The sequence below is a fragment of the Actinobaculum sp. 352 genome, from assembly GCF_003957265.1.
Classification (GTDB): Bacteria; Actinomycetota; Actinomycetes; order Actinomycetales; family Actinomycetaceae; genus Asp313.
This window is the reverse complement of record NZ_RQSN01000011.1, coordinates 46,389-71,173: the sequence shown is the minus strand read 5'-3', so window position 1 is coordinate 71,173 and position 24,785 is coordinate 46,389. Positions and strand designations below refer to the sequence as shown.

Here is a 24,785-nt window from a genome sequence, read left to right as displayed (position 1 = left end):
TCAGTGACCACACGACAAGCCCAGTACCTACGCCAAGCACGGCCACGCCGGAACCGACGCCCTCGCCGACGTCTGGGGTGACCCAGATCGGGGACTGGAGCGTGGAAGTCCTCGAATACAAACCCGACGTCACCGAATACCTGACCACCTACGACCCACCCGTAGAGATCACCGTCGCGGGTCAACGGTTCCTGGGCATCAAACTCCGCGTCACCAACACCGGAGACAAGGCCGACCCCTATATCGCCGTCGCCGTACGCCTGCGCGGCACCACCAACGGACACCCGCTCTACGAGCCCTACCAAGCAGACACCGCCGACTACAGGGGCGACGACTACCTCATCAAAGTCCCGCGACTAGAGACCGGCGAGTCCGGGGAAGGCTGGCTGTTCTACGAAGTCCGCGGCGACTTCAAACTCACCGGCATCGACATGCGCGACGAACGCGACTACGACAACCCCACCCCCTGGACCGAAGTCCCCTACCCACAACCCACCAACACCACACCAACACCAACCACCACCCCATAACCCCAACCCGACCCACCATGACCGCGCGGCAACAGCACGATCAGAAGTGCACGCTGTAGTGAAGAGGAACGATAGCTTTTCACACCCTCCGAAGCCAACCAGCCGCCAACAACCAACCAGCCACAAGCGAAGAACGACAACGACCGACAACACGGAGCAGAGCGGAGCCCCCATGACCACCATGCCGTTCGTTGGTGTTGGCGGTTGAGGGGTTGGCGTGTTGTGGGCTGTGCCTGTTTCGATGCGTTGGCGGACGAGTTTGGGCAGGAGACGGACCGATGCACCGCGACGTGCTCGTTTCGGTGCGTGGGCGGGCCGCTGGGTCACTGGTGGCGGCGGTAGGTGACCCCTTGCTCTGTCTCTACGCGCGGGCGGAGTTACCCGGTCCGGTCTACCCTTGGACAGGTCGAGCAGGTCTGCCTCCGCGTGGGCGGCCCGATGAGACAAGTACGGTAATGACCGTTCATCGCGTAACTCGTCGAACTGGGCGTCTCGCAGGCCACGCCGGCGATCGTCTCGTGGATCGATACGCGACCGTCTTACTTGGTGGGATATTTGGGTGTGGTGTGGGTAACTCGTCGACGGTCATGCCCGCTAGTCGGCGTGGTACACGCCCGGTGGGTGGGCATGCCTGCCAAGGGGGGACGGGCGTGTCGGGTTTCCGGCGTGGTAGCAACGATTCCGTGGCATGAGACCAGTATCCGGATGGTATCCCGGCCACCGTCCGGCCACCGTCCGGCTGTCGTGCCGGGTGGGGTGGCTAGCATGGGGTGGCTGGTGTTGTCAATGGGTATTGATACCCGCCCGGCAGGCTAGCGGGCCGGGCCGGGGCCTGGTTAGGGTGAGGAACACGTGACAGAACTCCCGCTCACCTCCGGGCCCGAGCAGGATGTCACAGCAACACAACATACTGGCAAAGCACGACACCAATGGATTATGTGAAGGAGTGTGTGGCCGTTGTCTATCAACACCAACCAGCTACGCGATGATGGTGCGATCCGGGAAGGAGCCCAACTCGTGGCCTCAGCTAAAGAAGAACTCACCGGAGAAATCTCCCGCCTAGAAAACGAAATCGCCGGCTGGGCCACCGCCTGGAAAGGCTCCGGCGCCGCCGCGTTCATGAACTTCCAACAAAACTGGAACACGCGGGTCAATAAACTCTACGCCGTGCTCGACGAGTTCTCCTCCAACCTGACCGGCACCGCCGCCCAAGTCGAAGACACCGAAGCCGACGTGTCCTCCTCCTGGGGAGAAATGCAAGGCCTCCTGGGCGGCTAACCCCCACCCCCGCCACCAGGTCTCATCCGGCCTGGTGTGAGGCGGGGTCGGACTATACGAAACCAAACCACATACCACCGTGCCCCTGTCACCGGTTCCATTCCCACCGTCGTGGAGAGAGAGCCCGGCACAGATTCTCGGCACGAGTCGACCAAGGGAAGAAAACGAACTAATGATTCAAGTCAATTTTGAGGGACTACAGTCCGGCTCTTCGGGCATGTCCAGCTCGTACTCGCGTATCGATGACATCCTGAACAACCTCGAGTCCAAACTCAACGGTATCCGGGAACGCTGGGACGGCCATGCCCAAGCCGCCTACTCCGAAGCCCAAGCCCAATGGGACAAACTCGCCCAAGAACTCAACGAACTCCTCCGCGCCGCCTCACAACGCGTAGCCACATCCGGCCAAAACTACCTCCAAACCGACCAAAGCGCAGCCAACCGCTTCCGCTAAACACCCCCATGTGTGGCCCCACCCCACCAGTGGGGCCACACACCACCCCACACCCCACAGCAACCAGCAAGAAACGAGACCAGCAATGGCAGACCTCGAACTCGATCCCGAGAAACTCACCGCCACCATGAGCTGGCTCGACGGCGTCGTCCACGAATTCAACGACCTACGCTCCTCTTACGAGAAATCAGAAGCTGAGGATTGGACCGAGAACGAGGTCGTCGCCTTCTACCCGCCAAATTACGGCGAGACTAGTGGCGAGACCGCCACCGCTATCCGCGACACCGAACGCGACCTAACCAACGCACTCGACGCCCTCCACACCGCCGTCGACGCACTCAACGCCATCGACCAAGACACCGCCACCGCCCTCAACCTCACCCCCGAAGCACTCCAAGCCTACCTCGACGAATGCCTCACCCGCATGGAAGAAGGCGTCCGACCAGGCGGAACCTACACCCCCATCCCAGACATCACCAACTACACCGAAAACTAAACCGACAACCCGACGGAGATCCCGCCACCCGTCGGCCGGTAGCCATCAGTGACTCTCGCAACCCGTCAGCCGCAACGCCGGTGTATCACGCTATCCACCCGTCCGTATCAATTGGCATCGTCTTTACCCCGTGGGGTCAATCGCACCAGCAAGCCACGGTGGTCAGACCTACCGACGCTGACAACGGCACCTTCCGTACCTTCATAGCCGCCGCTGGTGAGCACACGATCAATCGGCGAGGAGAGCCATGCGGGCAGCCGACTCGGCCATGTCCCCAGCCCCGCTACCTTCGCCTGGGCACCCGCATCGGTGCACCTGACGGGCAGGCGCAGCGCCGCCTCGTGATCCGCGGTGGAATTGAAGTCGCCGGCGATAATGAGATTCGAATCCTCTTCGCACAGCCGATATACCGATTCGATCTCCGCCCGCCAGGTCTCGATTTTCTCGGCAGAAGGCGCAATCGGATGCACGGCCATGAACGACGGCCCCTCACCATCTACCGGAACCGCCAGCACAGCGGGAGCCGTCGTCGTAGACGCATCTGCAAACGGAGTACTCGCCGCATACTCACCGAGCTCGGCCGACACCAGCAGCACAGTCGATTGGTAGTCGGAAGAGTACTCCGAGGTGTCCGTGTCAAAACGCTGGAACTCCAAACCGCGCGTTGCAAGCTCCTGCACCAATTCCGTACCGGCCTGCGTTGACGTTTCGGGCAGGGCGACGACGTCGACCCCATTCCCCTCGATCAGGTCCGCAAGCTCACGAACGCCGGTCGAACTTCCCAACGTGTTGTACTCCAGGACCGTAATCGACCCGTCACCCTCGGAAATACTGGTAATCCCCGGATCGGGCGCAAGGCTCTCTACATTGGAAATTCCCCGGCTGAAAAGCGTGGCACCGTGCAGCCCGGCAATGGCAACCAGTGCGAGCGCGAGGGTGAAGGCGATCCGGCCACGTCCCAGCATTACTCGGCGGATAACCCCGATAATCAGGAAGAACAGGGCCGCGCCCAGCAGCACCAACACGATCCAGCTACGTACGGCGACAACGGCCACCCACGGATACGTCAGACTCAGCTCCGCCGCCTGCGGGATCACCGACGGGCGCACACTCGCCAAGGCCACCGCGACAACCACTGCCGCGAGCACTCCCCACACGATCTTCATGGGCGTGATTCTCACAATTGCCTCCCTATTGCTTACGTTCCCAGTGCTCAGGCGCAACTCAGGCCCAATGCTTAACACCGGGCTAGGGCCTTCACCACCCCGCAAGGTGACAGGCGTATTCCCACATCACCAGCCGTGGCGTTCATGCCATCGGCAAACTCGCAAGGCATCGGCAAACTCGCGAGGCAACGGCACGTTCCAAGGTCAGCAACAGCATCCTCCTATTCGGCCGCTACGAGCCGCACATGTGTGGAAATCTCCTGTACTTGCCCACCCACATGCACGATAACGCCGTCGCGCACGGTCAGTTGCGTGTGGTAGCACTCCAGAGCTGCGGTCACAACCGGTAGTAACTCCGGCAAGTCTACGAAATCGCCTTCCCTCGACGCACCAGCATCGCGCCGCGCGTCGTCCAGGTGCATATCGCCCGCCGCCCGATCGTCCGGCGCAACATCCGAAACGATCTCCAGCCGTTGCATTCCGGCGATGCGTGCGGCATCGCGAGTAATTTCGTAGGCTCTCACATGATCCGGGTGGCCATAAGTGCCTCCGGCGTCGTACCCGACGACGACGTCCGGCCGCACCTCCGCTAACAGTGCCACCAGATCCGCCGTCGCCTCGTCTCGTGGCGCACTCGTGAACGAATCCTCGTCGGCCTCGTCGGCCGGGCCCGCCACCCCGGGCTTCACCCAGCGCATGCCAGAATCCTTGTAGTTGCGCGGGCCCTGCCCCTGCACACGGGCAGGGGGAGAACCGAGAAATACGTGCGCAATCGGAACGCCGTCGCCGGATAGTACCGCGAGCGCCGCGCGGATCTCCCCTATCCGCTGAGCGGAAAGCGCACTGCCACGGGCAGTTCCGGGAACCACCTCGCCGCGCTCTCCTCGTGTGCAGGTGACGACTGTGACCTGCACACCGGAACGTGCCCACGCCGCGAGTAGGGCACCGCTTGATAAAGTCTCATCGTCCGGATGCGCATGTACGACGACGGCCCGGCGAATCTCAGGCATAGAACTCCTCAACAACCTCGTCATACACCTTCTCAAGCCCGTCGACCGCCCGCTGCCAGGACAGTGTCAGCGCCCGCCGGCGCCCTGCATCCCCGAGCCTAGCGGCGTAATCCGGATCGTTTACCAACGACTCAATCGCGGCCGCCCAGGAAGCCGGATCGCGATTTGGCACTAACAACCCCGTCTTTCCATGTACAACTGCCTCCCGCAACCCGCTCACCTCGGAGGCAATAACCGGTACACCCGACGCCGCAGCCTCTAGGGCAATGAGACCAAAGGTCTCGGTATGGGACGGAACGAGAACGGCCAGGCTGCGGCGCAGCGTCCGCGCCAGGCATCCTCGGGCACATGCACCTATGAATCGCACATCGTCATGCAACCCTAGTCGGGCAACACCTTCCCGCAGAGCACTCTCGTATCCGGAATAGTCTTCCGCCGCGGTCCCTGAGATCACCAGGGGCGGTCGGCGTTTCGGTTCCACCCGCGCCACCGCCTCAATCGCCAGATCGATACCCTTCAGGGGTTGTAGTCGCGCGGCCACTGCCAGGTAGGGCCCCTCCGGCAGCAACTCATCAACGGGCGGAGCCCCAACAACACCGGGCGGATCTTCAGCCAACGGATGGAACATGTCGCAGTCCACGCCCGGCAACAGCACCGTGATCTGTTCGCTGCACGCCGCGTAGCGTTCGGCAACGGTAGCGGCCTCGTACTGGGATACCGCAACCACCCTGTGCGCCAACTGTGCAGCCCGCTCCTCACCGGCGAGGCGTGCCGGGTTTTCCGCGGGTTCGCCATCGGCAAGCGTCGCGCCACAAGGTGCCGCAATGGAATGGTACGAGAACACGAGCGGAAGACGCTCGCCGATAACGGTCTCCTCGGCGGCGAGAGCGCTCATCCAATGGTGTGCATGAACAAGGTCCCACCGGCAGCGAGGCGCCACGCCATCCCGGCGCGCCAGTTCTCTCATCGCGCGGCTGAACTCCGAGACGAAAGCGTTCAACTCACCCTTCGGGTAACGTCGCGGTTCTCCGGCGGGTAGATACCGCAGGCGCAACCGCGGCGCGATATTCTCAACCTCGGGTGACGACGTATCGGCGCGACGCGTCAGAATCTCCACCTCGTGACCGCGCGCCGCCAACTCCTGCGCATGGTGCGCGATAACAACATTCATACCGCCAGCCTCGCCGGTGCCAAGCGGCTCGAACGGCGAGGTGTGGTATGACACCAACGCGATTCGCAGGGATCGTGCAGCCATAGGCATAAGTCTGGCACAACCACGGGCAAGCGGCATGCCGAGCCGCCGATGAACGGCTCACGAAATAACCTCTAAGCACCCCCAACCATTTCCCCGCTGCAAAAGGGATGCGTAACGTGGGAGAATAACACGGTCATGACAGATCAGCATCCCGGAAGAAACGCCACCCGCGGTATCCGACGCGATTCTCCGCAGGATCACGCCGCGCGCCCGGTGGACCACGCCGACATCCCGCAGGATCACGCCGACATCCCGCAACATGCCGCGGGCCAGGAGGAGACTCGCGCCGAGAAGGGTGGCACCTCCAGCCACCATGGCACGCATCCCCGTCGGAGCAGCAGGCATTCCTCCCACCGCAAGCGCGTCGAGCAATCGCGCACACGCCGGGCATCTCGGCCACGCCCCGCATTCCAGCCATTTTCCGCCGAACAGCTCACTGCCCGCCATGCGGCCCGGCCCACCATCAGCTACCCCGACCTTCCGGTTTCGGCGCGCCGGGAGGAGATCGCCGCCGCCATCCGCGATAACCAGGTGGTCGTCGTCGCCGGTGAAACAGGCTCCGGAAAAACCACCCAATTGCCAAAAATCTGCCTTGAGCTGGGCCGCGGCATCACCGGGCTGATCGGGCACACACAGCCGCGCCGAATCGCCGCCCGTTCCGTGGCGGAGCGCATCTGCGAGGAACTGGACGTGCCTCTGGGCGGCCCCATTGGCTACCAGGTACGGTTCACGGAGGAGGTCTCCCCCACCACGCTCGTCAAGCTGATGACCGACGGCATTTTGCTGGCGGAAATCCAATCAGATCCGGAACTACGGCGTTACGACACCCTGATTATCGACGAAGCCCACGAGCGCTCCCTCAATATCGACTTCATTCTCGGATACCTCGCGCAACTGCTGCCGCGACGCCCCGACCTCAAAGTCATTATCACCTCCGCCACCATTGATACCGAGCGATTCGCCGCCCATTTCGGAGCACACCGCTACGGAGGAAAACCCGGCGATACCGCGCCGGTCATAGAAGTATCCGGTCGTACATATCCCGTGGAAATACGCTACCGCCCTCTCACCGGTCAAGATGGCGGCCCGCACGAATACGAAGAAACTCACGCCACGGATAGGTTGACCCCATCTCAGCAGGCAACACACGGCTGGTCATCCACCCCATCCGCACCACCTGGTCGGGCCAGACCATTCGCCCGGTCGAACACAGTCATCCCATCCGCTGTCCACGCCAAGCCGGAAACCCCGGGACGAAGCGACGCCGTCGATCAGGTTACCGGCATTGTCGAGGCTTGCGACGAGCTCATGGCCGAGGGACCCGGTGATATCCTCGTTTTCCTCTCCGGTGAGGGCGAGATCCGTGATACGCACGCCGCACTGGCGGACGAGTTACGAGAACGCTACGTCGCTCCCGGCGGAACCTCAAACGTTCCCCAGGCCGTCGAGGTGCTTCCGCTTTTCGCGCGTCTCTCCGCTGCAGAGCAACACCGCATTTTCGCACCGCATCGGCACCGCCGCATTGTCTTGGCGACCAATATTGCCGAGACCTCGTTAACCGTGCCCGGTATCCGCTACGTCGTCGACCCGGGGACGGCCCGTATCTCGCGCTACTCCAACAAAACGAAAGTGCAACGCCTTCCTATTGAAGCTGTTTCACAAGCAAGCGCCAACCAGCGAGCCGGGCGCTGTGGGCGCGTGGCGGACGGAATCTGTATTCGGCTGTACTCCCAGGAAGATTTCGCCAGCCGGGACGAATTCACCCAACCGGAAATCCAGCGCACCTCGCTCGCCTCGGTGATTCTCCAGATGGTTTCACTCGGACTCGGGGATATTAGCGGATTCCCCTTCATCGACCCGCCGGAGACGCGTGCAGTACGCGCTGGCACCCAACTGCTAGAGGAAATCGGCGCCCTGGACACCCGCGGCGGTTTGCGGCTAACGCGTATCGGCAAGCAGTTGGCACGCCTGCCGATTGACCCACGCCTCGGGCGCATGCTGCTGGAAGCAGAGCGTAACGGCTGTGCCAGCGAAGTACTGATCCTTGTTGCTGCACTATCCGTGCAGGACGTGCGTGAGCGACCGGCAGAAAAACGCCCCCAGGCCGATCAATTCCATGCGCGCTTCACCGCCCGTTCCTCTGATTTTCTCGCTTACCTCACGCTCTGGCGGTATTTGCACACGCAGCAACGCGAGCTTTCCGGTTCCGCCTTCCGGCGCATGTGCCGCGCCGAGTTCCTGAACTATCTGCGCTACCGGGAGTGGGCCGACGTCGTCGCGCAACTGCAACAAATGGCGCGCCCCCTCGGCCTCACCCTGCACAAGCTCGCACTTCCTACACGGGCGCAGATCCGGGCGGCACGCGACACCGCAACCGGACCCGCTGCCGACGGCACCCCCACCTCCGCCGCCGTCGCAACAGCCTGCCGCAATCTGGGCCGTTCTGCCGACACCCCGGAAGCCGCCGCAATCCACCGCTCACTACTGGTGGGCCTGCTGTCGAACCTGGGATCCTACGACCAGCGAACTAAAGACTATGCCGGCGCTCGCGGCACGCATTTCGTAATCTGGCCGGGATCCGGCTTACATCGCCGCACACCGGAGTGGGTGATGGCCGCCGAGCTCGTGGAGACCTCACGCCTTTTCGCGCGCACCGTTGCCGCGATCGAGCCGCGCTGGATTGAACCCCTGGCGAAACATCTGACAAAGCGTTCCTACTCCGAACCATTTTGGTCAGCACGCAACGGTGCCGCCATGTGCAAGGAAAAGGTCACGCTTTACGGCATGACGCTGGTTGCCGACCGTCCCGTGTTGCTGGCCTCCCTGGGTACAGAATCGGCACGTGAACAGGCCCGCGAGATGTTCATCCATCACGGCCTGGTCGCGGGAGAGTGGCGAACGCACCACAAGTTCCTGCAACGCAACGCCGATGCACTGCGCGAAGCCGCGGAAATTGAAGAGAAGGTGCGCCACCGGGGCATTGTGGCCGATGAGGATACCCTCGCCGCCTTTTACGACGAGCGCATTCCCACCAAGGTCGTCTCCGGGCGACATTTCGACTCCTGGTGGAAGAAGGCGCGGCAGGACGACCCGCATTTGCTCGACTTCACCAGTGAACTACTAGTGGGAGATACCGACGCCAGCGATTCCGACTATCCCACCGCATGGGTACAGGGCGATCTGACCTTCCCCATCAGTTACTCCTACAACCCGGGAGCCTTTAATGACGGCATGACGGTTACCATTCCTGTTACGCTGCTTCCGCAGGTCTCCCCCGAGGGGTTCGACTGGCTCGTACCGGGAATGCGAGAGGAGCTCGTCAGAGGAACGATTAGGGCCCTACCCAAGCGGGTGCGGCGCCAATTGGTACCGGCACCGGACGTGGCCCGCGAAGTGCTGGGCCTGTTGGACACCAGCCTTCCCTACCGGCAGGCCTTCACATCCGCCGTACATCGCCTGCGCGGGGTGGAAATCAGCGCAGCAGACTGGCAGGAGACCGAACTTCCCTCCCATCTGCAGGTTCTTTTCCGAGTTCGTTCCGAGCGCGGAGCCGTTCTCGACGAAAGCACGAGCTTGGAGTATCTGCAAAGCTCCCTCGCACCGCAAACCCATTCGGCCGTCGAATCCGTAGTCAAAGGCGCCGTCGCTCAGGCCCTCGACGAGGCGAAAAGGGGTCTGCCGGCGCCCGCAGGCAAAGCCGAATGGGATGAGGTCAACGATTGGCCCGAGGAGCAGATCCCCGCTTCGATGGAATCTGCCGGACCGGGAGGCATGACGGTGCGTGGATACCCCGCGCTCGTTGCACGCGGCCAGAAACTCAGCCTCGATGTTCTTGCGGATCCTGCCGACCAAGCCTACGAACACAGACGCGGGGTCTACCACTTGCTCGCCCGAAAGTTGGAGCTGCCAGAAGCACGTATCACGTCACGCTGGAACAGCACACAGTCGCTGGCGCTGGCCTCAAGCCCCTATCCGACGACCTCAGCGCTGGTCACGGATCTCCAACTGGCATCCGCACGTAATCTCCTCGATCAGTGGTGCGATGAGAACGACGTCGAGCCGGGCGAACTGCGGCAGCGTGCCCAGTGGGAGTCGCTATGTAGCTGGGCGCGTGATCGCCACGAGGATGAGGTACACCGGCTAGCACTGACGGTGGCAGAGATCTGCGCACAGTACGAACCGGTGGCGCGTTGGATCAAAGAGAGCCGCTCCCCGCTATTGTTGGCAACTCTGGCCGATATTCGCACACAGTTGAGCAACCTCGTTCCGGCAGGGTTCGTCAGTGCGACACCGCAGGAACAGCTTCCCCACCTGGTCCGCTATCTCAAAGCCGCCTATGCACGCATCCAGAAGGCCACCACTAATCCCTCTCGTGATGACTCCCTTGCCTGGCAGATTCAGGATGTCACCGAAAAGGTGGAATCGGCGCAGCTCGACCGCCGCACAAGGGAGCAACTTCGCTGGATGCTCGAGGAGTTCCGCGTCTCGCTTTTTGCGCAGGAACTGGGCACCCAGGGCAAAGTCTCAGCCAAACGAATCGAGAAACTACTGCGCGCCTAGCCATTGCTCTGTTTCTTCCGCGCCGTAGCAGCCGCTCGCTCGGTGCCGGCCCTTGGTACTGACCGCTGTGCGGCCGCTGTGGATTCTTGGCTGCGTCATGCGGCTGGAGCCGGTATCACAACTTACCCGACCGTTGAAATCGGCGGTGTGGCCCGCGCAGGTATTGCGGTAGTGGGCACGGATACCGTAGGGGAAGGAAGCGGCGACGCCGCCGAGCCGCTGTCAGTTTCCTTGTTGCGATCCACAGCAAGCATCACCAATACGATGCACAAAACGATCACCGCCGCAATAAGCACCTTCAGGTCGCGGGGGTGAGTGCCCGGGGCCAGTTGTGTCAACGGATCAATTGTTTGCGACGACGTCGTCTCGTCCGCCCCGGCGGCTTTCTCTCCATCTGGTGCCGCAGCCGACGACGGCGCCATGCCGTCGATTGATGCGGAATGCGCCTGAGGAGCGTCGACTGGCTGTCGCGCAGCGGGTGGTTGATCCCCTATTGATGCGAGGTCTTCTTTGCCGTCCACTTCTTGAGGGCCGGTCCGAGCTCGTCCCCATAACCATTGCGGATACGTCGCTGACAGAACATCCTCGGCAGACGGTGGTGCATACGAATCCGATGCGCCGCGCGGCGCGAAGGTCGAGTCCGAATTGTCACTCGTCACCGCCGCGCTCCTTTTCCGCTCGCACGCCCACACCTGCTGGACCGAATCGCCTGTTCATCACGGGCTCTATCCCCCTCCCGAGCCGGTGTAATCGCCCCTCCAAGATTGCCCTCACCACGTTGTTTCATCGCTTGGATGGAGATCATCCACTTCGGATTCGGTGACTCCAGAAAGCGGCAGTGAACTCTGGCGAAGCACGATTTCTCTTACGTGCAAGAGCCAGTTTCACCTGCCTTGGCTCGTGGAGCACTCGTAACACTGCAAGGGCGCTGCACCACCGTCATGGAACGGCAATTCTCACGCGTTCCGAATCCCCGTGCGCCCACAGCTGCAGCTCTGCCGATTCAGGGCTGAAGTCCTGTGGAACGTCGAAGTACACCCAAGCTTCCGCTTCTTCACCTTGACTAAGTTCTCCTACAAGGATCAGCGCACCGTCACCCCAATATCCAAACCACGGATAGAGTTCTCCATCAGCGGTATAGAAATAGGGGCCTCCGAGATCACTGAATGGATCCATCGGTTCAGATCCAATGTTCTTTATCTTGAATTTCACACCGACAATCTTTTGACCTTCCGTCGGGCTGTCAAGCACCTTACTTGGGTCCTTCAAGACTTGCTCCGTTGCATCCGGGTTATACTCAACAGCTTCGAGGTTCAATGAGTTCACCCGCGCGGTATACTCATCAATCTTTTCAGCCACAGGAGTTGTTGAGGTCGGCGTTGGTGTTGTCGTATCTTCCGACGGCGTCGTCGAAAGACTGCTCGGCGATGATTCCGCCACGGCGCTCGGCGTCCGTGTCGGGTCAGCTTCCTTATCCCCGCCACCGAACACACCAGTGGCAAACAGAATCCCCACAACAACACCAACAGCAGCGACCGCCACCAAAACCCAGCCCCACACCGGGAACCCACGCCGACCCGAAGGACCAGAACCAAACACACCACCCACAAGCGGCTGCCCCGGCCCCACCGGACCACCCGGATAGGCACCAGCACCATACGAACCATAACCCGCGAACTGACCGGACGACGGCGCCTGACCGCCAGTCGCCCCCGGATACGAACCCGCACCGCCACCAGCACCATACGAACCAGACTGACCAAACCACCCGGGCTGGCCGCTCGGATACGAAGCCCCATATTGCCCCGGAGCAGCGGCCTGCCCATACTGCGAACGCTGAGCCTGCGGCTGCGAACCCTGCGGAACCCACTGCCCCGGCTGCCCCGGCACCGCTGGCTGCTGCGGTGTGCCCTGCTGGCCTGCGGCCCGCTGACTCGGCGGGGCAAACCGCTGCGACTCCGGCCCACCGAACCCACCACTAGACTGACTCATCGCCACTCCAACCTCTCACGCTTACGCTGTCTGAAACCGAATGTCGGCCTTGCCTTAACTTTAGCCGGATGAAAAACTGTTTCGCCACTAGTCCGGAAGGGTAATCCTGACCGTTTCCACATCCGCGCGCGACCACATCTCCAGTTCTGCCCCGCCGGGAGAGAAATCCTGTGGAACAGCGAAGTAGACCCACGCCTCCACCACGTCGCCCGCTGCCAACTGTCCGATGTCTGCGATGGAGCCGTCCCCCTCATAACCAAAGCGGGCATAACTCAGACCATCTGCGGCGTAGAGGTCCGGACCACCGATGTCGTCATAGGGGTCGACGGATGCTGTTCCCGTGTTCGTTATCTTGAGTTTGACGCCGACGACCTTCTGCTCGTTTTCTGCCTCGTCATGAGCTTTTGCCGGATTCCCCGCAATCATGTCATCTGCGTTCGACTCATACTCCAAGGCCTCAATAGTGACAGCGTCAACCCGCGCCTTGCGCTCCCCCAGTCGCTCCGTGGACGACACCGACGCACTTGGTTCTGGGGAACTGGTGGGCGTGGTGATCGCAGGATCGGTAGCGGTGGTGGAGTGAAGCGACTCAGGCGTGACCGTCGCTGAGGTCACCGGGAGCGATGGCGGCATTGCGCGCGTATTCGGGGATGGATCCGGCTGCCCGCCATTGCCAAGAACGTCGGCACCGAACAGAATTCCGATAACAAGGCCAATCACTGCGGCCGCTGCAATAATCCAGCCCCACATCCGAGAACCGCGCGGTTCATTTGCAGGCACATAGTAGTCCGCTTGCCAACCCGGCAGCACCTGGGGATCCAGATAGCCCGTGCTCGACTCCGGGTACCCTCCAACCGACCCAGAGTATCCCGCGGCCGAACCCGGGTATCTGCCGAACGCCGGACGCTGGCCTACGGCATATCCAGCGGATGAATCGTATTGACCATCCGCACCGGTAGTCATCGGAATATTCGGCTCCGAAGGTCCGTTGAAGCCACCGTTCGATTGACTCATGATCTTCCCTATGCGGTACCAAACTTGCCTAGATACCCCTTCGCGGCATCCACCAAGCGGTTCCGTGCGACGGTCACAGTAAGCGGCCCTACAGCAATGTCAATGCGCACGGCTTCCGCCACCGCAAAACATCTACAGCTAGTTCGGCACCGGAAGGTACACCTCCTGTTGCCCCTCGACCGACCAGAAATCTAATTCCGCAGACTCGGGTGAGAAATCCTGCGGAACGCTGAAATAGAGCCATCCCTCTACTTCTTCCCCGACGTCGAGTGTATCCACGTACGCTATTGTCCCTACACCGAAGTAGCGCAGCAGGAGGTAACGGGTATTGCTCGTGCAAAGCATTGGCCCGCCAAAACCGCTGTATGGATGAAGTGACTGCGATCCAACGTTGGTGACCTTGAACTTCACGCCGACAACCTTCCACTCCTCATCCAGCTCGTCGTAAAGATTCAGCTCATCATGGGTGATGATATCAGTGGCATCATCGTTGTACTCGAGTGCTTCAAAGGTCAGCGAATCAACCCGCACAGTGGTGCCATTGATGCGTTCCACACCCGGCGGCGTGGAGGTCGGTTCGGGCGTCGGTGAGCTGGTCGTTGCCGACGGCGTCGGATCGGCTTGTTCGCCACCCTTGAACACGCCAAGTCCGAATAGAACTCCAACAATGATGCCGACGACAGCGACCCCCACGAGAACCCAACCCCATGCAGGGAAGCTCGACTTCTGTGGAGGATAGCGGCCCGGTGGCACCTGGCCACCCGCATACCCGCCGGAAACGGCGTATTGTCCGCCTGGATACTGGGCCGAGGAGCCATACTGCCCTGCGCCGTATGGCAGATTGCCGGGCGCGCCGACCTGCCCGTACATTTGCTCTTCGGACAGTCGCGGCGCACCGGGTTGGGGACCACCCTGAGCCAACGGGGATCCCTGACCAGCGGGACCGTATCCCTGCCCAGTCTGTTGTCCGTACGGTGTCTGCTGTCCCGGTTGTGGTTGCTGTGCATAGGCCTGCTGTGCATACGGCGCTTGCGCATTCCATTGTCCATATGCTCCCTGCCCCTGCTGCGCAGCCGGGTCATACTGCGGTGGCTGTCCAGCATTAGACTCGCTCATTATTCAGCCTCTCTGGTCGCACGCATGTTCCTTCAACGTTCCCCGTCATTCTCACACAGGGAAGCAGCATCAGTTCAACACTGCCCATAACTGGTCTCGCGGTGGAAACTGCGCCTCATCTTCAGTGGCGTTAGTCTGAACGCATCCACCTGTGCATAACCGCAGGTGGGAGCCGCGCGCCGCCTCAGATCATGCGGTCACTCCGGCAAAAACCATTCATATCCAGGCATATCAACCTTTCCCCTCACTTCATATCGCCGCCCGAATGCCACGCAGATCACGCTTTACTCATCCGTTGATCCGGGCAGGGCCAGCAACGCAGAGCCAGCAGTGCAGAGCCAGCAGCGAAATACCTTGCTTGACGTACTACGTCAGACGTAGTACGTTCGACGTATGAAGCAAGCGGTGAACCTGTCCTCCATAGACTTTGAAGCGAGAAGGCAATCGTGATTAGCGCTGATGCCATCCGCGGTTACATCGACCTCATCGTGCTAACTCTTCTAAGGCAGCAACCCTCTTACGCGTACGAGCTGGCGAAAACCATCACCACGGTTGCCGATGGGCAATACACGATCAAGCAGACAACTCTCTACTCCGCACTCAAGCGCCTGGAGACCACCGGCTTAGTGGCCTCCTACTCCGATACCAGTGATTCCGGCAAGGCCCGTACGTACTACCGGCTCGCTGCCAGCGGCTCCAACCACCTCACGGCCAAACTCGCGGAATGGGAGGACACAAAGAATCTCATCGACCGCTTTGTCGGCAACAAGGAGCCATTCAATAACTCCCCGCGCACCCGTGAATATCACTCGACTCAACCAGACCAAGGAGCTTCCTGATGGACACCATCTCCACCTTCCTCGACGCCATGTTTGCCCCCTATCCCGAGACACCGCGCCTCTTGGAAGCAAAGCGTGAACTCCGTGCCATGATGGAAGATGCCTACGCGGATGCGATGGCTTCCGGCAAGTCCCATAATGAAGCGGTTGGCTCCGTTATCACAGACTTCGGGAATCTCGAAGAACTCGCGCCAGTGCTAGGCATCCTCCCGGATATCCGCACCACCGCCAAGTTGGACGACGACGAGGTGACGAACTCTGCAGCGCACGACGGCGTCGCCGGAACAACGGCTGCCGCACTGCGGGGGCACGATTCCACCTACGAAGAACCACACCACACCGTCATCACACTGCCCGAGGCGCAGGCGCTGGCCGAGGCCCGCCGCTCTACCGGTACTCTTCTTGCGAACGGAGTGGCCCTGTGTGTGCTCGCAGGGGCCGTCTTCTTCACCTTCCTCGGTCTGGCAAAGGGTGACTCCGGCATTGGCGTTATCCCATTGAACGACAATCAGGCAGCCGCACTGGGGTTACCGTGCGCGCTTATCATCGTTGCCGTCGCCGTCGGACTCTTCATCCGGCGCCACCAGGCGTTCGTAGGCCTTGAGCACCTCGTTACGGGCATGTTCACCCGTGACCCGATCGTCACGGCGTGGGCAGCGCGGTTGCGCATAGAAAACGAGGGCAAGCGGTCCCGGGCTCTCGCCATTGCCGTTACTCTCTGGATTCTTGCTGCAATACCGGTACTGGCTGCCGCGTTCCTTTCCGATAGCGAGTACACGCTTCTCGCTTTTGCCGTCGCGCTCGTTATGGTTGCAACCGGACTGCGCATCTTTTTGCCGACTAATTGGGCCGCAGCTACTCACGACACCGTGACGCATCTGGGCAGGACAGCTGCGCCTGAGCCGCCTAATCCAAAAGAGTTACCCTTCAGCGATGCTTTAGCCGGCCCGTACTGGCTGCTCTGCTTAGGTATCTATCTGGGCACGTCGTTCATCACCCAGCGCTGGGATCTCACCTGGATGATCTGGCCTATCGCCGGCGTGCTCTTTGGCATTATCGCGGCGACTGAAACCGGCATACGTTCCTGGAAGGCGCGCTGAAACGGCCCATGCGCCACCGCAGGGTCCGGCGGTTCGAATAGTCGCAGGGTCCGGCGATTCGAATAGCCGCCGGACCCTGCCGCTTTGAATACGCGAGCGCTAAGGGTACCGAAGGCACCCGGTGTATGTGCATTGTCAAACAGCACATGCGGGCACCGTTGCTACGTGGCCGGAGCCTCGGTGTTTTGTGCCACGAGGTAATGAGCACTACGGATTGATCTCGATATAATCCCAGTCGTCTTCGTCCAAATCTGTAACGCCAAGGCCGTGGAACGAGAAACTCTCCGGCACTTCGTAGTAGATCCAGCCCTCGGCTTCTTCCCCACTTTCCATGTAGGTGACATCAAATAACAGATCATCACCCTCGGCAACGATCCACAGATAAGGCACATCGTTCTCGAACAACAGTAGGTTCATGCACTCAAGAGCGGGGAAAACGGGGCCGTCTCCGTCGTTTGTCACCTTCACCTTGACACCGACAAAGCGGTTACCCGCGTCCGGTTTTGCCGTGTCTCCAGGACTCGTACTCACCTGTTTGGTGACGACGTCATTCGCATTGTCGTTGTATTCGAGAACTTGCACGACGATGGAGTTGGTACGCGCCGTGTGGTCATCAATACGCTCAACCGTCCATGCCTCCTCCGGTGTCTCAGTCGAGTCCGGCGTTGTGGTCGTGGTCGGCGTCGGCGTTGGAGTGGGCGAGGGCGTCGTCGAACTGGTAGAGGGTACCGGGGTGGGTGTCGGTGTTGATGTTGGCGACGACGTCGGAGCGGCTTCCTCATTGCCGCCGAAAACACCGGTGGCAAACAGAATCCCCACGACCACACCAACAACAGCTACCGCCGCAACAATCCACCCCCACACCGGGAAACGCCGCCCCGATGGCGGCTGAGACGGTGGAAACTGACCCGGAGGATACCCACCTGCGGGAGGATATTGCCCAGGCTGCGGATACGAACCCGGCTGCGGTCCCCGATACCCGCCCGCAGCAGGATACTGTCCGTAACCTGCTTGCTGCTGTCCATACGCTCCCGTGGGCTGCCCGTAACCGGGCGCACCTTGGCCGTAAGCGGGCTGCTGACCCGGCTGTCCGTATCTGGGTGCTTGCCCATAACCTGCTGGTTGTTGGCCCTGCGGATTGAACTGCGGACCACCATTCATCTGACTCATCTGCACACCTTTCGTGCGATTCCCACCGCCGCTTATGTTGGTGAGAGCTTTCCGGCGGAAAGGAAAGCTCGTCAAAGTGTCAGCGCAGGCCACCAGTCACCGTAGAGCCTAACAACCAAAGCTATACGGAACCATGCAGCCTAAGCTGAGTCTTAGTCTTACGGTATCGCATGATAACCCCACACCCCAGTGGCGTCCCACGCACGAGTCCAGCTTCCCCGAACGGGTTCACGCCGCCACAGCCGCCACGCGCCCGGCATCATCCGATTGTCATGACCACAACGGCCGAGAGTGCGAATCCAACCACGCCCGACATGACCATTTGCACGCCCGCCCACGCCGGAGTGGCGTCCAAGGGTCCGCGTCGCATGGGCAGAATCACGCCCTTGTTCGGCAATTCACGTGGATGCTTGCGCAGACGAGCCATGAGCTCTTCCTGTTCCTTGGTGACGGTGTCGATATTCGACAGCTCCCCTAACCCAGCTTCGTTTTGCTGCAACGCCATCAACGTACCCGCAGGTGGCTCAACCGGATTCTTCACGTCGATGTCGCGAAGCATGATGACGGATCGAAATACGGCACCGCCGACGACGGGACGAACCACGACCGGTACCAACAGTCCCGAGTTCCGACCGCGGCGCACCACACGTGTGAGCACGTCTTCATCGGTGCCAAGTGTCCGCGCCACCACCGGTATAGGATGTGCAGGCGATTTGGGCTGCAAAAGCCACGGCGAGAGGAAGAGCGCCGCCATAACTAACAACAGCAACAGGATCAGCCAGAAACGCGGCCCATGCAGATTGGGGCCGAATGACAGTACCGCAATGACCGTGCCCGCACAGCTTCCGGCGAATAGTCCGGTTCCAATGCGCCGCAAATGGTCGATGGGGCGATTGGCCGGCACCGAGCCGGCGCTAGATATTTCTTGAACAAGGTTCGTACTCACGCGTGTACTTCACTCCTGAGGAATGCGACAATTTCTCGGGCCGCACGCCGTGCCTCCACGCCGTCGCGCCCCGGACCACTGAATCTGTGCGGCGCATTGCCAAGTATATGGACGCGTGGATCGGACAGCACTCGGCTACCTTCTAACACAATACCGCCCCCACGACTGCGCAGGCCAAGCGGCGCAAGATGCCGAAGCTCCCGCCGGAATCCCGTCGCCCAAATGATGGCGTCCGCCTCAAGATAAGAACCGTCATCCCATCGCACCCCGTATGGCTCTACACGGCTGAACATCGGTCGACGGCGCTTTCGACTCACGGGACTATTCCGCGAGGTTGCACGGGGGAGGGAATCCGTCCCGTCTTCGGCACTGCTCACGGGAGGAGTCCGCGCCACCCAGTACAGCTTTTTGGCGACGCGATCCAGATCTGCCAGGTGGAGCTGCGCGCTCAGACCGGAACCAACGACGACGACGCGCTGCTTCTCGAAGTACCGCGGCCCGGGGTAATCCTGCGTGTGATACTGCTGGCCACGAAAGTCTGCCATTCCTGGATAATTCGGCACAAAGGGACGCGTCCAGGTTCCTGTACAGGAGACGACGACGCGAGCATGGAACAGACCTATCGAGGTAGCTACCCGAAGTAGACGCAACCCAGGCGTCGGATCCTCGCTGACTGATCGGACCATCACCGGGCGCAGAACGGGCAGGTCGAAATAGTCTTCGAAATCGGCGAAGTACGATGGCACGACGTCGGCCGCTTCTTCCCACGGGTCGATGTTGCCCATCCGGATTCTGGGGAGTGTAGGTAAGCGCTCCACATCGGCCACGCGCAAGCTCGGCCAATAGTGTTGCCACGCCCCTCCCGGACGCACTTCGGCATCGAGCAGTAGAAAGGATTGCGAACTGGTCGGCACGGCGGTTGAAGCGCCCGTGTTGGGGAGGTCAGCGCTCGCCGTTAAGGCTGCCCGCGCTGGGGCGGACTGGCCACTTAGGGTTCGGTCGAGCTCCACCCGTTCACTCGTACCCCGGTCTTCTCCTGCCCGGTCACTTCCTGTCTGGTCGTGTCCTGTGTGGTGATCTCCCACCTGGTCGTGTCCTGTGTGGTCGCTTCCTGCCTGGTCAGCTCGTACCCGGTCTTCTCCTGCCCGGTCTTCTCCTGCCCGGTCACTTCCCGCCTGGTCGTGTCCTGCGCGGTCACTCTGCACGCTCACCAGGTTCGCGCCTGCCCCAAGTTTGTCCATATAACCGTGCAGGCCCTGCCGCAGTAATTCATATCCCATCGCCAGACCATTCTGTCCAGCACCGATGATCAGTACATCGACCGGGCGTGACGCCTCCTGCGGCGCCTCGCCGTGGATGCTTTCTAGCGATGAGTACCACACAGGTTCCAAGCCCTGCCGACTACCGGCCGGAATATAGGCTCCCGTTGGGATACGAGAATAGCCGCGCTTGTGCCGCACACTCGCTCCCCCGGTTTCCCCCATGTTGATACCGTACTCGGTTCCGCGCCCTGCGCGGCGAGTACACTCAAAAACGTGGACCTACACGAGGCACGCAGTATGGCACGTCACCTTATGGACATGCATGGCCTACAAGGCTGGGATTTGCGCTTTGATCGAGCCCGCCGCCGCGCCGGGCAGACGAACTTCACGGACCGCTTCATCAGCCTGTCTGCTCCCCTGCTCGCACTGTATGACGAAGACCTCGCCCGACAGGTGATCTTGCATGAAATCGCACACGCACGTGTGGGGTACGGGCACGGGCATGATCGTGTGTGGAAGGCAGAGGCCGAGCAGCTCGGGGCTTCGCCCACCGCCACCTTGCACGAGGCCCCCGAAGTTCCCGCGCCGTGGATCGGCACCTGCCCCCATGGGCACGTTGTACACCGTTACCGCCGTCCCTCCCGCCCGCAGTCATGTGCCCGTTGTTCACGCACGTATGATCCGCGTTTCGCATTGCGGTGGCGCCACCAATAGCCAGGCCCTTGACGGATGCAGCCTCCCCGCACCGGCACGCCGCTCCTACTTGCCAAGCAATGCTGCGACGATCCCCGCAGCTCCCTTTTCCACCACCGCGAGCGTGGCATCGAAGTCCCCACTGAACCATGGATCAGGCACATCCCATCGACCATCCGAGGAATAGAAATCCGAGTAGCCCCTGGATCCTGCTGCACCGCGAGAGGCGCCGCTGCGCGCTGACCGGCCCCGATCCCCCGGCTGGCCGGATACTCGCTCCTCCAGCGCACCACCCGGTCCGAAGCACCCACGTGGCGCAACCTGCAAACCGCTGCCATCGAATTCCCGCCACAGGTGAAGGCGTTCCAGTTCAATGCCAACACTCTCACACATGCGCCGCAAAGAGCGCGCATGGCCCACGGTCATCGCCAGGATCAGCCCCGAGCCTCGCAACTCGGTGGTTGTGGCGCGATGTGCGCGGCGGTGCGGCACCGGGTAGCCGGACGCACGCAGCACCTGAGCAGCCGGAGGATAAATCGGGTTGCCATGCTCTTCATCCGAGACGCCGCTGCTCGATACCGTATAGTCAAGCCCAGCCTCGCGCAAACGCTCACCGAGCACTACCTCACCCATTGGTGACCGGCAAATGTTCCCGGTGCACACCACGAGAATCTGCGGCGCTGCATCAAGACGAGTACGCAGGTCAATGCCGACGCGTGTATCAGGATCCGTCATACGTCTATCCTACGGGCCAAGATCTCGACCCGGAGCACGCACCCTGGCGAGCATCCCCGGACGGTTGTGAGCTAGCCGAGCGCGGCTGCCGCAAACGCGTTGGCAAATGCGCCGGGAACCCGATCAGCCAACTGCACGAGTGGCCCCGCAGGGCGCGGACCGGCGAATGACACACGCACGTGTCGGCGAATGGCACGCGGCTTTCCGTAATCGGTCGGAAAGCCATGCACGACGACCAAGAAACGCCAGGCCGCAACAGAGTGGCCCGCGTGGCAAGCGTGTGCGGCATGGCACGGAGAACTCACACCGGGGCGACAAGCTACCCGCACGTCCCGCGAGAACGCAGGCGAGGGGAACGCGGTCTACTTCGGCAACCGAGCAAGCACGTGCTCCACTCGCCGTTCAAGCGAGGGCGTCACCGAGGCGAAGAACTCCGCCCGCAGTCTCTTCGCGCTCCGCCGCCAATATCCGACTGCCGTTCCACCGGAAATAATCGAGGACCGGAAGACCCCGTGATTACCCGGCACCAGAATCCCGTCGAATCGCTCCGGCACCGTCATATAACGAGACGCATAACCGAGGATCAATTCATCAAATCCCGGCAATGCCAGCACAGAACGCGCCACCGCCGTGGAATCCGCCCGCTCCAGCACCGAGTTGTCAACCCAGAAGCACTGCCCATCCACATGGAAAGATGTCAACTGTGCAGCACATTCCTCAATCGCGGCATCGATATCACGCAACGGCAGGCCACACCACCAATTCAAGTCACGGCGTGATGCCGGACCATGCGACCGTAGATAGCGCGACACAAGTTCGACGACGGCGTCGTCGCGGTCGACCTGGCGGGACTCTCGAATCCAGTCCTCAGTCAGAACGAAGAGATGCACGCCGGACTCATCCATTGGGCCGAACACCAATGTGCCCTCCACACAAAGGCGATGCAGGAAATAGTAACGGTGATTCCGATCATGCAGCAGGTGATGCTCCTCCCAGAGGGCCTCCAGTTCTGTCCGCGTCATGCGCGGATTGACGGTGCGCAGTGCCTGCACCGTGATGTCGCGAACCGCATCGATATCCGCTGCCGATACTCCCCACCGTTGGCGACGCGCTTCTTCCCCCGCCAACTTGCGTTGCGCTGTAAGGGGGAGATACCAGGCGACGTCGGCGGCGGAGAGAACGTGCAGGGTGCCGCGCTGCGGCCAGGTACGGACGAGCCGACCCGAGTTGAACACCTCCCGCACTTCGGACAAAGAACGTGCGCGCGTGCGAAGTGCCAATGACAACTGCACGCCCGGCCAGTCCTGGCCCTGCAGGCACATCATGTCGTACGCCGCCTGCGTCACCGAGGGCCACGGTGGACCGACAAGACGCTGGGCCACCAGCCGTAGTCGCGATATGTATCGCCGTTGTTGCGCAGTGCTCATAACTCACCTTCCGGATCCGGACCGACGCGCCACACGTGTTGCACATCCGAAGATGGGTGCAGTCCCAGCGAAGCCGACCGCACCGCATCCGGCACGACCAATGACTCGGAGGCCGGGCCCTCCCATACTACCGAGCGCGGCCATTGGGGCGCGGTCATCATCGGGGCGAAGTCGTCATTGGGCAAGGTCATCATCGCACCCGGGCCGCCATCGTGTCCGGGCTACCATGGGGCGATGCCACCATTGGGCGAGTTCATCATCACACCCGGGCCGCCATCACACCCGGAGCGCGATCAAGGCGATGCCACCCTCGGGCAAGGTCATCATCGCATCCAGGCCGCCATCGTGTCCGGGCTACCATGGGGCGACGCCACCCTCGGGCAAGGTCATCATCGCACCCGGGCCGCCACCACGTCCGAGCCGCCGTTGGGCGAGACCACCATCGCGCCCCGCCATGGCCTCCGGGCCTCTGGCGCAGCGCCGATCACGGCCTACGGTCCCGCCACCCATGCGTCATCTGTCCAAATCCCGTCCAAACGAAACCAGACTGGAACAATTCAATTCAAGAGTTGGCGGAGTCTCGCGGATTCTTAGCATGGGCACAACGGCACCATCATCGTTTGGACGGGATTTGGACATCTTGAGCCGGGGCTCGACCATCTCGACGAGGTACCGCCCGCCTACAGCACAACGCCACGCCGGTCAACAGTTGATATATCGCGCCGCTGACCTGCGAGAAGATGGAGCCATGGACACCGCGCTGCTGGTCAAGGCCTTTGCAGGCCTCTTCGCGATTATGAATCCGTTCGTTGCACTGCCAATGTTCCTCTCCCTCACAAACGACTACAGCCTCCAGCGCCAACGTCGAACCGTTGTGCGTGTCACTATCAGCTGCATTGTCATGTGTGGGGTTCTTATCGCCAGCGGCGCCGCCGTACTCGACTTCTTCGGCGTAAGCGTCAACGACTTCCGCGTGGCCGGTGGTATCGTGCTACTCATTATCGCCCTCGGGATGCTCAACGGTGGAAGCGCCGTCCATTCGGGAACTGCTGACGAACAGGCGCAGCAGTCCGACCAGGCGGCCCAGGGCGATGTCGCTTTCTATCCGCTCACTTTCCCAATTCTCGTGGGTCCAGGCACCATTACCACCATCATCGTATTCACAGGGCATGCTCATAACGCCAGTGGCTACGTCACTGTCAGCATTGCGGCACTGCTGGCTATTGCACTGCTGTTCGCTGTGCTCTGGTTCGCGCCATCAATCGGACACCACATGGGCAAAACCCTACGCACAATCATGACCCGGCTCATGGGCATGATCCTCGCCGGTATTGCGGTTGGCATGATCATGGAAGGTGCCGCGGCTCTGCTTCCCGGCCTGGCGAAGTAGAGATGTAGCCTCACCTCGGAACGTAGAGACGCCTATAACTCTCGCGAGTGCGTGCCTATACAACGCCGCCGTTGATCACATGCGGATCACCCAGCCTTCTCTTGCTAGCTCGCAGCCGGTCTGGACCGGTAGGTTGCAAAACGTGTACCGACTCTTGCCGGTTCGTGGAAAGTCGGCGCTGGACAGCTCGGCTGCAAAGCCTGGAATGAGTCTTGCGCGCTCTGGATACGCCGTCGATTCACGGCATACATATACGTAAACGCGCTTGCACAGGTGATTCAACGCTCTCACCGGGTCATTCAACGCTCCGCGCTGCGTCAAGACCATCCAAGGCCTCATCCACGTCACCGTC

At 61.5% G+C, this 24,785-nt stretch carries 23 protein-coding genes and 1 pseudogene; 10 read left to right on the top strand and 14 right to left on the bottom strand.

Translation table 11 applies throughout. From position 1 onward, the window contains the following. The 4 genes from EKN07_RS10790 to EKN07_RS10775 form a co-directional block, all read left to right on the top strand. A partial coding sequence (locus EKN07_RS10790; protein WP_206435723.1) for a DUF4352 domain-containing protein occupies positions 1-530 on the top strand: 530 nt, incomplete at its 5' end. A 957-nt stretch (positions 531-1,487) separates the two neighbouring features. Beyond that, positions 1,488-1,808 (top strand): WXG100 family type VII secretion target, encoded by a 321-nt coding sequence (locus tag EKN07_RS10785; protein WP_164505493.1) that lies wholly within the window; start codon positions 1,488-1,490, stop codon positions 1,806-1,808. A 172-nt stretch (positions 1,809-1,980) separates the two neighbouring features. After that, a complete protein-coding gene (locus EKN07_RS10780) occupies positions 1,981-2,262 on the top strand; it encodes a WXG100 family type VII secretion target (RefSeq protein ID WP_108715876.1) in 282 nt (93 codons plus the stop codon). 85 nt (positions 2,263-2,347) lie between these two features. Next, positions 2,348-2,758, top strand: a complete 411-nt coding sequence (locus EKN07_RS10775) for a hypothetical protein (RefSeq protein ID WP_126146388.1) — start codon at positions 2,348-2,350, stop codon at positions 2,756-2,758. Positions 2,759-2,865: 107 nt separating this feature from the next. Here EKN07_RS10775 and EKN07_RS10770 read toward each other — a convergent pair whose 3' ends face one another. The 3 genes from EKN07_RS10770 to EKN07_RS10760 form a co-directional block, all read right to left on the bottom strand. After that, complete coding sequence (locus EKN07_RS10770) at positions 2,866-3,939, bottom strand: endonuclease/exonuclease/phosphatase family protein (protein WP_126146387.1); 1,074 nt, start codon at positions 3,937-3,939, stop codon at positions 2,866-2,868. Positions 3,940-4,145: 206 nt separating this feature from the next. Continuing rightward, on the bottom strand, positions 4,146-4,934 hold the full coding sequence (locus tag EKN07_RS10765) for a PIG-L family deacetylase (RefSeq protein WP_206435722.1): 789 nt from the start codon (positions 4,932-4,934) through the stop codon (positions 4,146-4,148). Next, a complete protein-coding gene (locus tag EKN07_RS10760; RefSeq protein ID WP_164546660.1) occupies positions 4,927-6,189 on the bottom strand; it encodes a glycosyltransferase in 1,263 nt (420 codons plus the stop codon). Before EKN07_RS10760 ends, EKN07_RS10765 begins: the two co-directional genes overlap by 8 nt. A 135-nt stretch (positions 6,190-6,324) precedes the next feature. Here EKN07_RS10760 and EKN07_RS10755 point away from each other — a divergent pair, with 135 nt between their 5' ends. Then, on the top strand, positions 6,325-10,749 hold the full coding sequence (locus tag EKN07_RS10755) for a DUF3418 domain-containing protein (RefSeq protein ID WP_241228185.1): 4,425 nt from the start codon (positions 6,325-6,327) through the stop codon (positions 10,747-10,749). 122 nt (positions 10,750-10,871) lie between these two features. Here the strand turns inward: EKN07_RS10755 and EKN07_RS10750 are convergent, their stop codons facing one another. From EKN07_RS10750 to EKN07_RS10735, 4 genes are all read right to left on the bottom strand, one after another. After that, the gene (locus tag EKN07_RS10750) at positions 10,872-11,408 is read right to left on the bottom strand and encodes a hypothetical protein (RefSeq protein WP_108714729.1); all 537 of its coding nucleotides are present in this window, start codon (positions 11,406-11,408) and stop codon (positions 10,872-10,874) included. Between the two features lie 280 nt (positions 11,409-11,688). After that, positions 11,689-12,741, bottom strand: a complete 1,053-nt coding sequence (locus EKN07_RS10745) for a DUF4352 domain-containing protein (RefSeq protein ID WP_126146384.1) — start codon at positions 12,739-12,741, stop codon at positions 11,689-11,691. 87 nt (positions 12,742-12,828) lie between these two features. Next, on the bottom strand, positions 12,829-13,755 hold the full coding sequence (locus EKN07_RS10740; RefSeq protein ID WP_108714727.1) for a DUF4352 domain-containing protein: 927 nt from the start codon (positions 13,753-13,755) through the stop codon (positions 12,829-12,831). 138 nt (positions 13,756-13,893) lie between these two features. Next, positions 13,894-14,871 (bottom strand): hypothetical protein, encoded by a 978-nt coding sequence (locus tag EKN07_RS10735; RefSeq protein ID WP_126146383.1) that lies wholly within the window; start codon positions 14,869-14,871, stop codon positions 13,894-13,896. A gap of 446 nt (positions 14,872-15,317) precedes the next feature. Here EKN07_RS10735 and EKN07_RS10730 point away from each other — a divergent pair. Beyond that, positions 15,318-15,629, top strand: a pseudogene (locus tag EKN07_RS10730) (PadR family transcriptional regulator); the annotation flags it as partial. An 80-nt stretch (positions 15,630-15,709) separates the two neighbouring features. After that, positions 15,710-16,810 (top strand): permease prefix domain 1-containing protein, encoded by a 1,101-nt coding sequence (locus tag EKN07_RS10725; protein ID WP_126146381.1) that lies wholly within the window; start codon positions 15,710-15,712, stop codon positions 16,808-16,810. A gap of 207 nt (positions 16,811-17,017) precedes the next feature. Here the strand turns inward: EKN07_RS10725 and EKN07_RS10720 are convergent, their stop codons facing one another. Continuing rightward, entirely contained in the window at positions 17,018-17,629 is a 612-nt protein-coding gene (locus tag EKN07_RS10720; protein WP_126146380.1) for a DUF4352 domain-containing protein, read from the bottom strand. A gap of 62 nt (positions 17,630-17,691) precedes the next feature. On the opposite strand from EKN07_RS10720, the gene EKN07_RS10715 reads away from it, so the two are divergent. Beyond that, entirely contained in the window at positions 17,692-17,952 is a 261-nt protein-coding gene (locus tag EKN07_RS10715) for a hypothetical protein (protein WP_126146379.1), read from the top strand. 287 nt (positions 17,953-18,239) lie between these two features. Here the strand turns inward: EKN07_RS10715 and EKN07_RS10710 are convergent, their stop codons facing one another. The 3 genes from EKN07_RS10710 to EKN07_RS12630 all read right to left on the bottom strand — a co-directional run bounded on the left by EKN07_RS10710 (position 18,240) and on the right by EKN07_RS12630 (position 20,124). Then, complete coding sequence (locus EKN07_RS10710; RefSeq protein WP_126146378.1) at positions 18,240-18,926, bottom strand: hypothetical protein; 687 nt, start codon at positions 18,924-18,926, stop codon at positions 18,240-18,242. After that, complete coding sequence (locus EKN07_RS12635; protein ID WP_164546659.1) at positions 18,923-19,711, bottom strand: NAD(P)-binding domain-containing protein; 789 nt, start codon at positions 19,709-19,711, stop codon at positions 18,923-18,925. Before EKN07_RS12635 ends, EKN07_RS10710 begins: the two co-directional genes overlap by 4 nt. Positions 19,712-19,914: 203 nt before the next feature. Continuing rightward, a complete protein-coding gene (locus EKN07_RS12630) occupies positions 19,915-20,124 on the bottom strand; it encodes a hypothetical protein (protein ID WP_164546658.1) in 210 nt (69 codons plus the stop codon). Positions 20,125-20,485: 361 nt separating this feature from the next. Between EKN07_RS12630 and EKN07_RS10700 the strand changes: the two genes are divergently transcribed. Beyond that, the gene (locus EKN07_RS10700; protein WP_241228184.1) at positions 20,486-20,902 is read left to right on the top strand and encodes a SprT-like domain-containing protein; all 417 of its coding nucleotides are present in this window, start codon (positions 20,486-20,488) and stop codon (positions 20,900-20,902) included. 45 nt (positions 20,903-20,947) lie between these two features. Here the strand turns inward: EKN07_RS10700 and EKN07_RS10695 are convergent, their stop codons facing one another. The 3 genes from EKN07_RS10695 to EKN07_RS10685 form a co-directional block, all read right to left on the bottom strand. Beyond that, positions 20,948-21,616 (bottom strand): low molecular weight phosphotyrosine protein phosphatase, encoded by a 669-nt coding sequence (locus EKN07_RS10695; protein WP_108714718.1) that lies wholly within the window; start codon positions 21,614-21,616, stop codon positions 20,948-20,950. Positions 21,617-21,978: 362 nt separating this feature from the next. Further along, entirely contained in the window at positions 21,979-23,043 is a 1,065-nt protein-coding gene (locus tag EKN07_RS10690) for a winged helix DNA-binding domain-containing protein (protein ID WP_126146375.1), read from the bottom strand. Beyond that, entirely contained in the window at positions 23,040-23,237 is a 198-nt protein-coding gene (locus tag EKN07_RS10685; RefSeq protein ID WP_126146374.1) for a hypothetical protein, read from the bottom strand. The genes EKN07_RS10690 and EKN07_RS10685 overlap by 4 nt, the downstream gene beginning before the upstream one ends. 554 nt (positions 23,238-23,791) lie before the next feature. Between EKN07_RS10685 and EKN07_RS10680 the strand changes: the two genes are divergently transcribed. After that, positions 23,792-24,433 (top strand): MarC family protein, encoded by a 642-nt coding sequence (locus EKN07_RS10680; RefSeq protein WP_108714714.1) that lies wholly within the window; start codon positions 23,792-23,794, stop codon positions 24,431-24,433. Positions 24,434-24,785 lie beyond the last annotated feature (352 nt).

Excerpts from the sequence above, each read along its gene's own strand:
- EKN07_RS10735 (WP_126146383.1), bottom strand. The coding sequence starts at position 14,871 with ATGAGCGAGTCTAATGCTGGACAGCCACCGCAGTATGACCCGGCTGCG.
- EKN07_RS10760 (WP_164546660.1), bottom strand. The coding sequence starts at position 6,189 with ATGGCTGCACGATCCCTGCGAATCGCGTTGGTGTCATACCACACCTCG.
- EKN07_RS10780 (WP_108715876.1), top strand. The coding sequence starts at position 1,981 with ATGATTCAAGTCAATTTTGAGGGACTACAGTCCGGCTCTTCGGGCATG.
- EKN07_RS10690 (WP_126146375.1), bottom strand. The coding sequence starts at position 23,043 with ATGAGCACTGCGCAACAACGGCGATACATATCGCGACTACGGCTGGTG.
- EKN07_RS10740 (WP_108714727.1), bottom strand. The coding sequence starts at position 13,755 with ATGAGTCAATCGAACGGTGGCTTCAACGGACCTTCGGAGCCGAATATT.
- EKN07_RS10755 (WP_241228185.1), top strand. The coding sequence starts at position 6,325 with ATGACAGATCAGCATCCCGGAAGAAACGCCACCCGCGGTATCCGACGC.
- EKN07_RS10725 (WP_126146381.1), top strand. The coding sequence starts at position 15,710 with ATGGACACCATCTCCACCTTCCTCGACGCCATGTTTGCCCCCTATCCC.
- EKN07_RS10765 (WP_206435722.1), bottom strand. The coding sequence starts at position 4,934 with ATGCCTGAGATTCGCCGGGCCGTCGTCGTACATGCGCATCCGGACGAT.
- EKN07_RS10745 (WP_126146384.1), bottom strand. The coding sequence starts at position 12,741 with ATGAGTCAGTCTAGTGGTGGGTTCGGTGGGCCGGAGTCGCAGCGGTTT.
- EKN07_RS10685 (WP_126146374.1), bottom strand. The coding sequence starts at position 23,237 with ATGATGACCTTGCCCAATGACGACTTCGCCCCGATGATGACCGCGCCC.
- EKN07_RS10680 (WP_108714714.1), top strand. The coding sequence starts at position 23,792 with ATGGACACCGCGCTGCTGGTCAAGGCCTTTGCAGGCCTCTTCGCGATT.
- EKN07_RS10715 (WP_126146379.1), top strand. The coding sequence starts at position 17,692 with ATGGCGGCTGAGACGGTGGAAACTGACCCGGAGGATACCCACCTGCGG.
- EKN07_RS12635 (WP_164546659.1), bottom strand. The coding sequence starts at position 19,711 with ATGGGCAACATCGACCCGTGGGAAGAAGCGGCCGACGTCGTGCCATCG.
- EKN07_RS10775 (WP_126146388.1), top strand. The coding sequence starts at position 2,348 with ATGGCAGACCTCGAACTCGATCCCGAGAAACTCACCGCCACCATGAGC.
- EKN07_RS10695 (WP_108714718.1), bottom strand. The coding sequence starts at position 21,616 with ATGACGGATCCTGATACACGCGTCGGCATTGACCTGCGTACTCGTCTT.
- EKN07_RS10700 (WP_241228184.1), top strand. The coding sequence starts at position 20,486 with ATGGCACGTCACCTTATGGACATGCATGGCCTACAAGGCTGGGATTTG.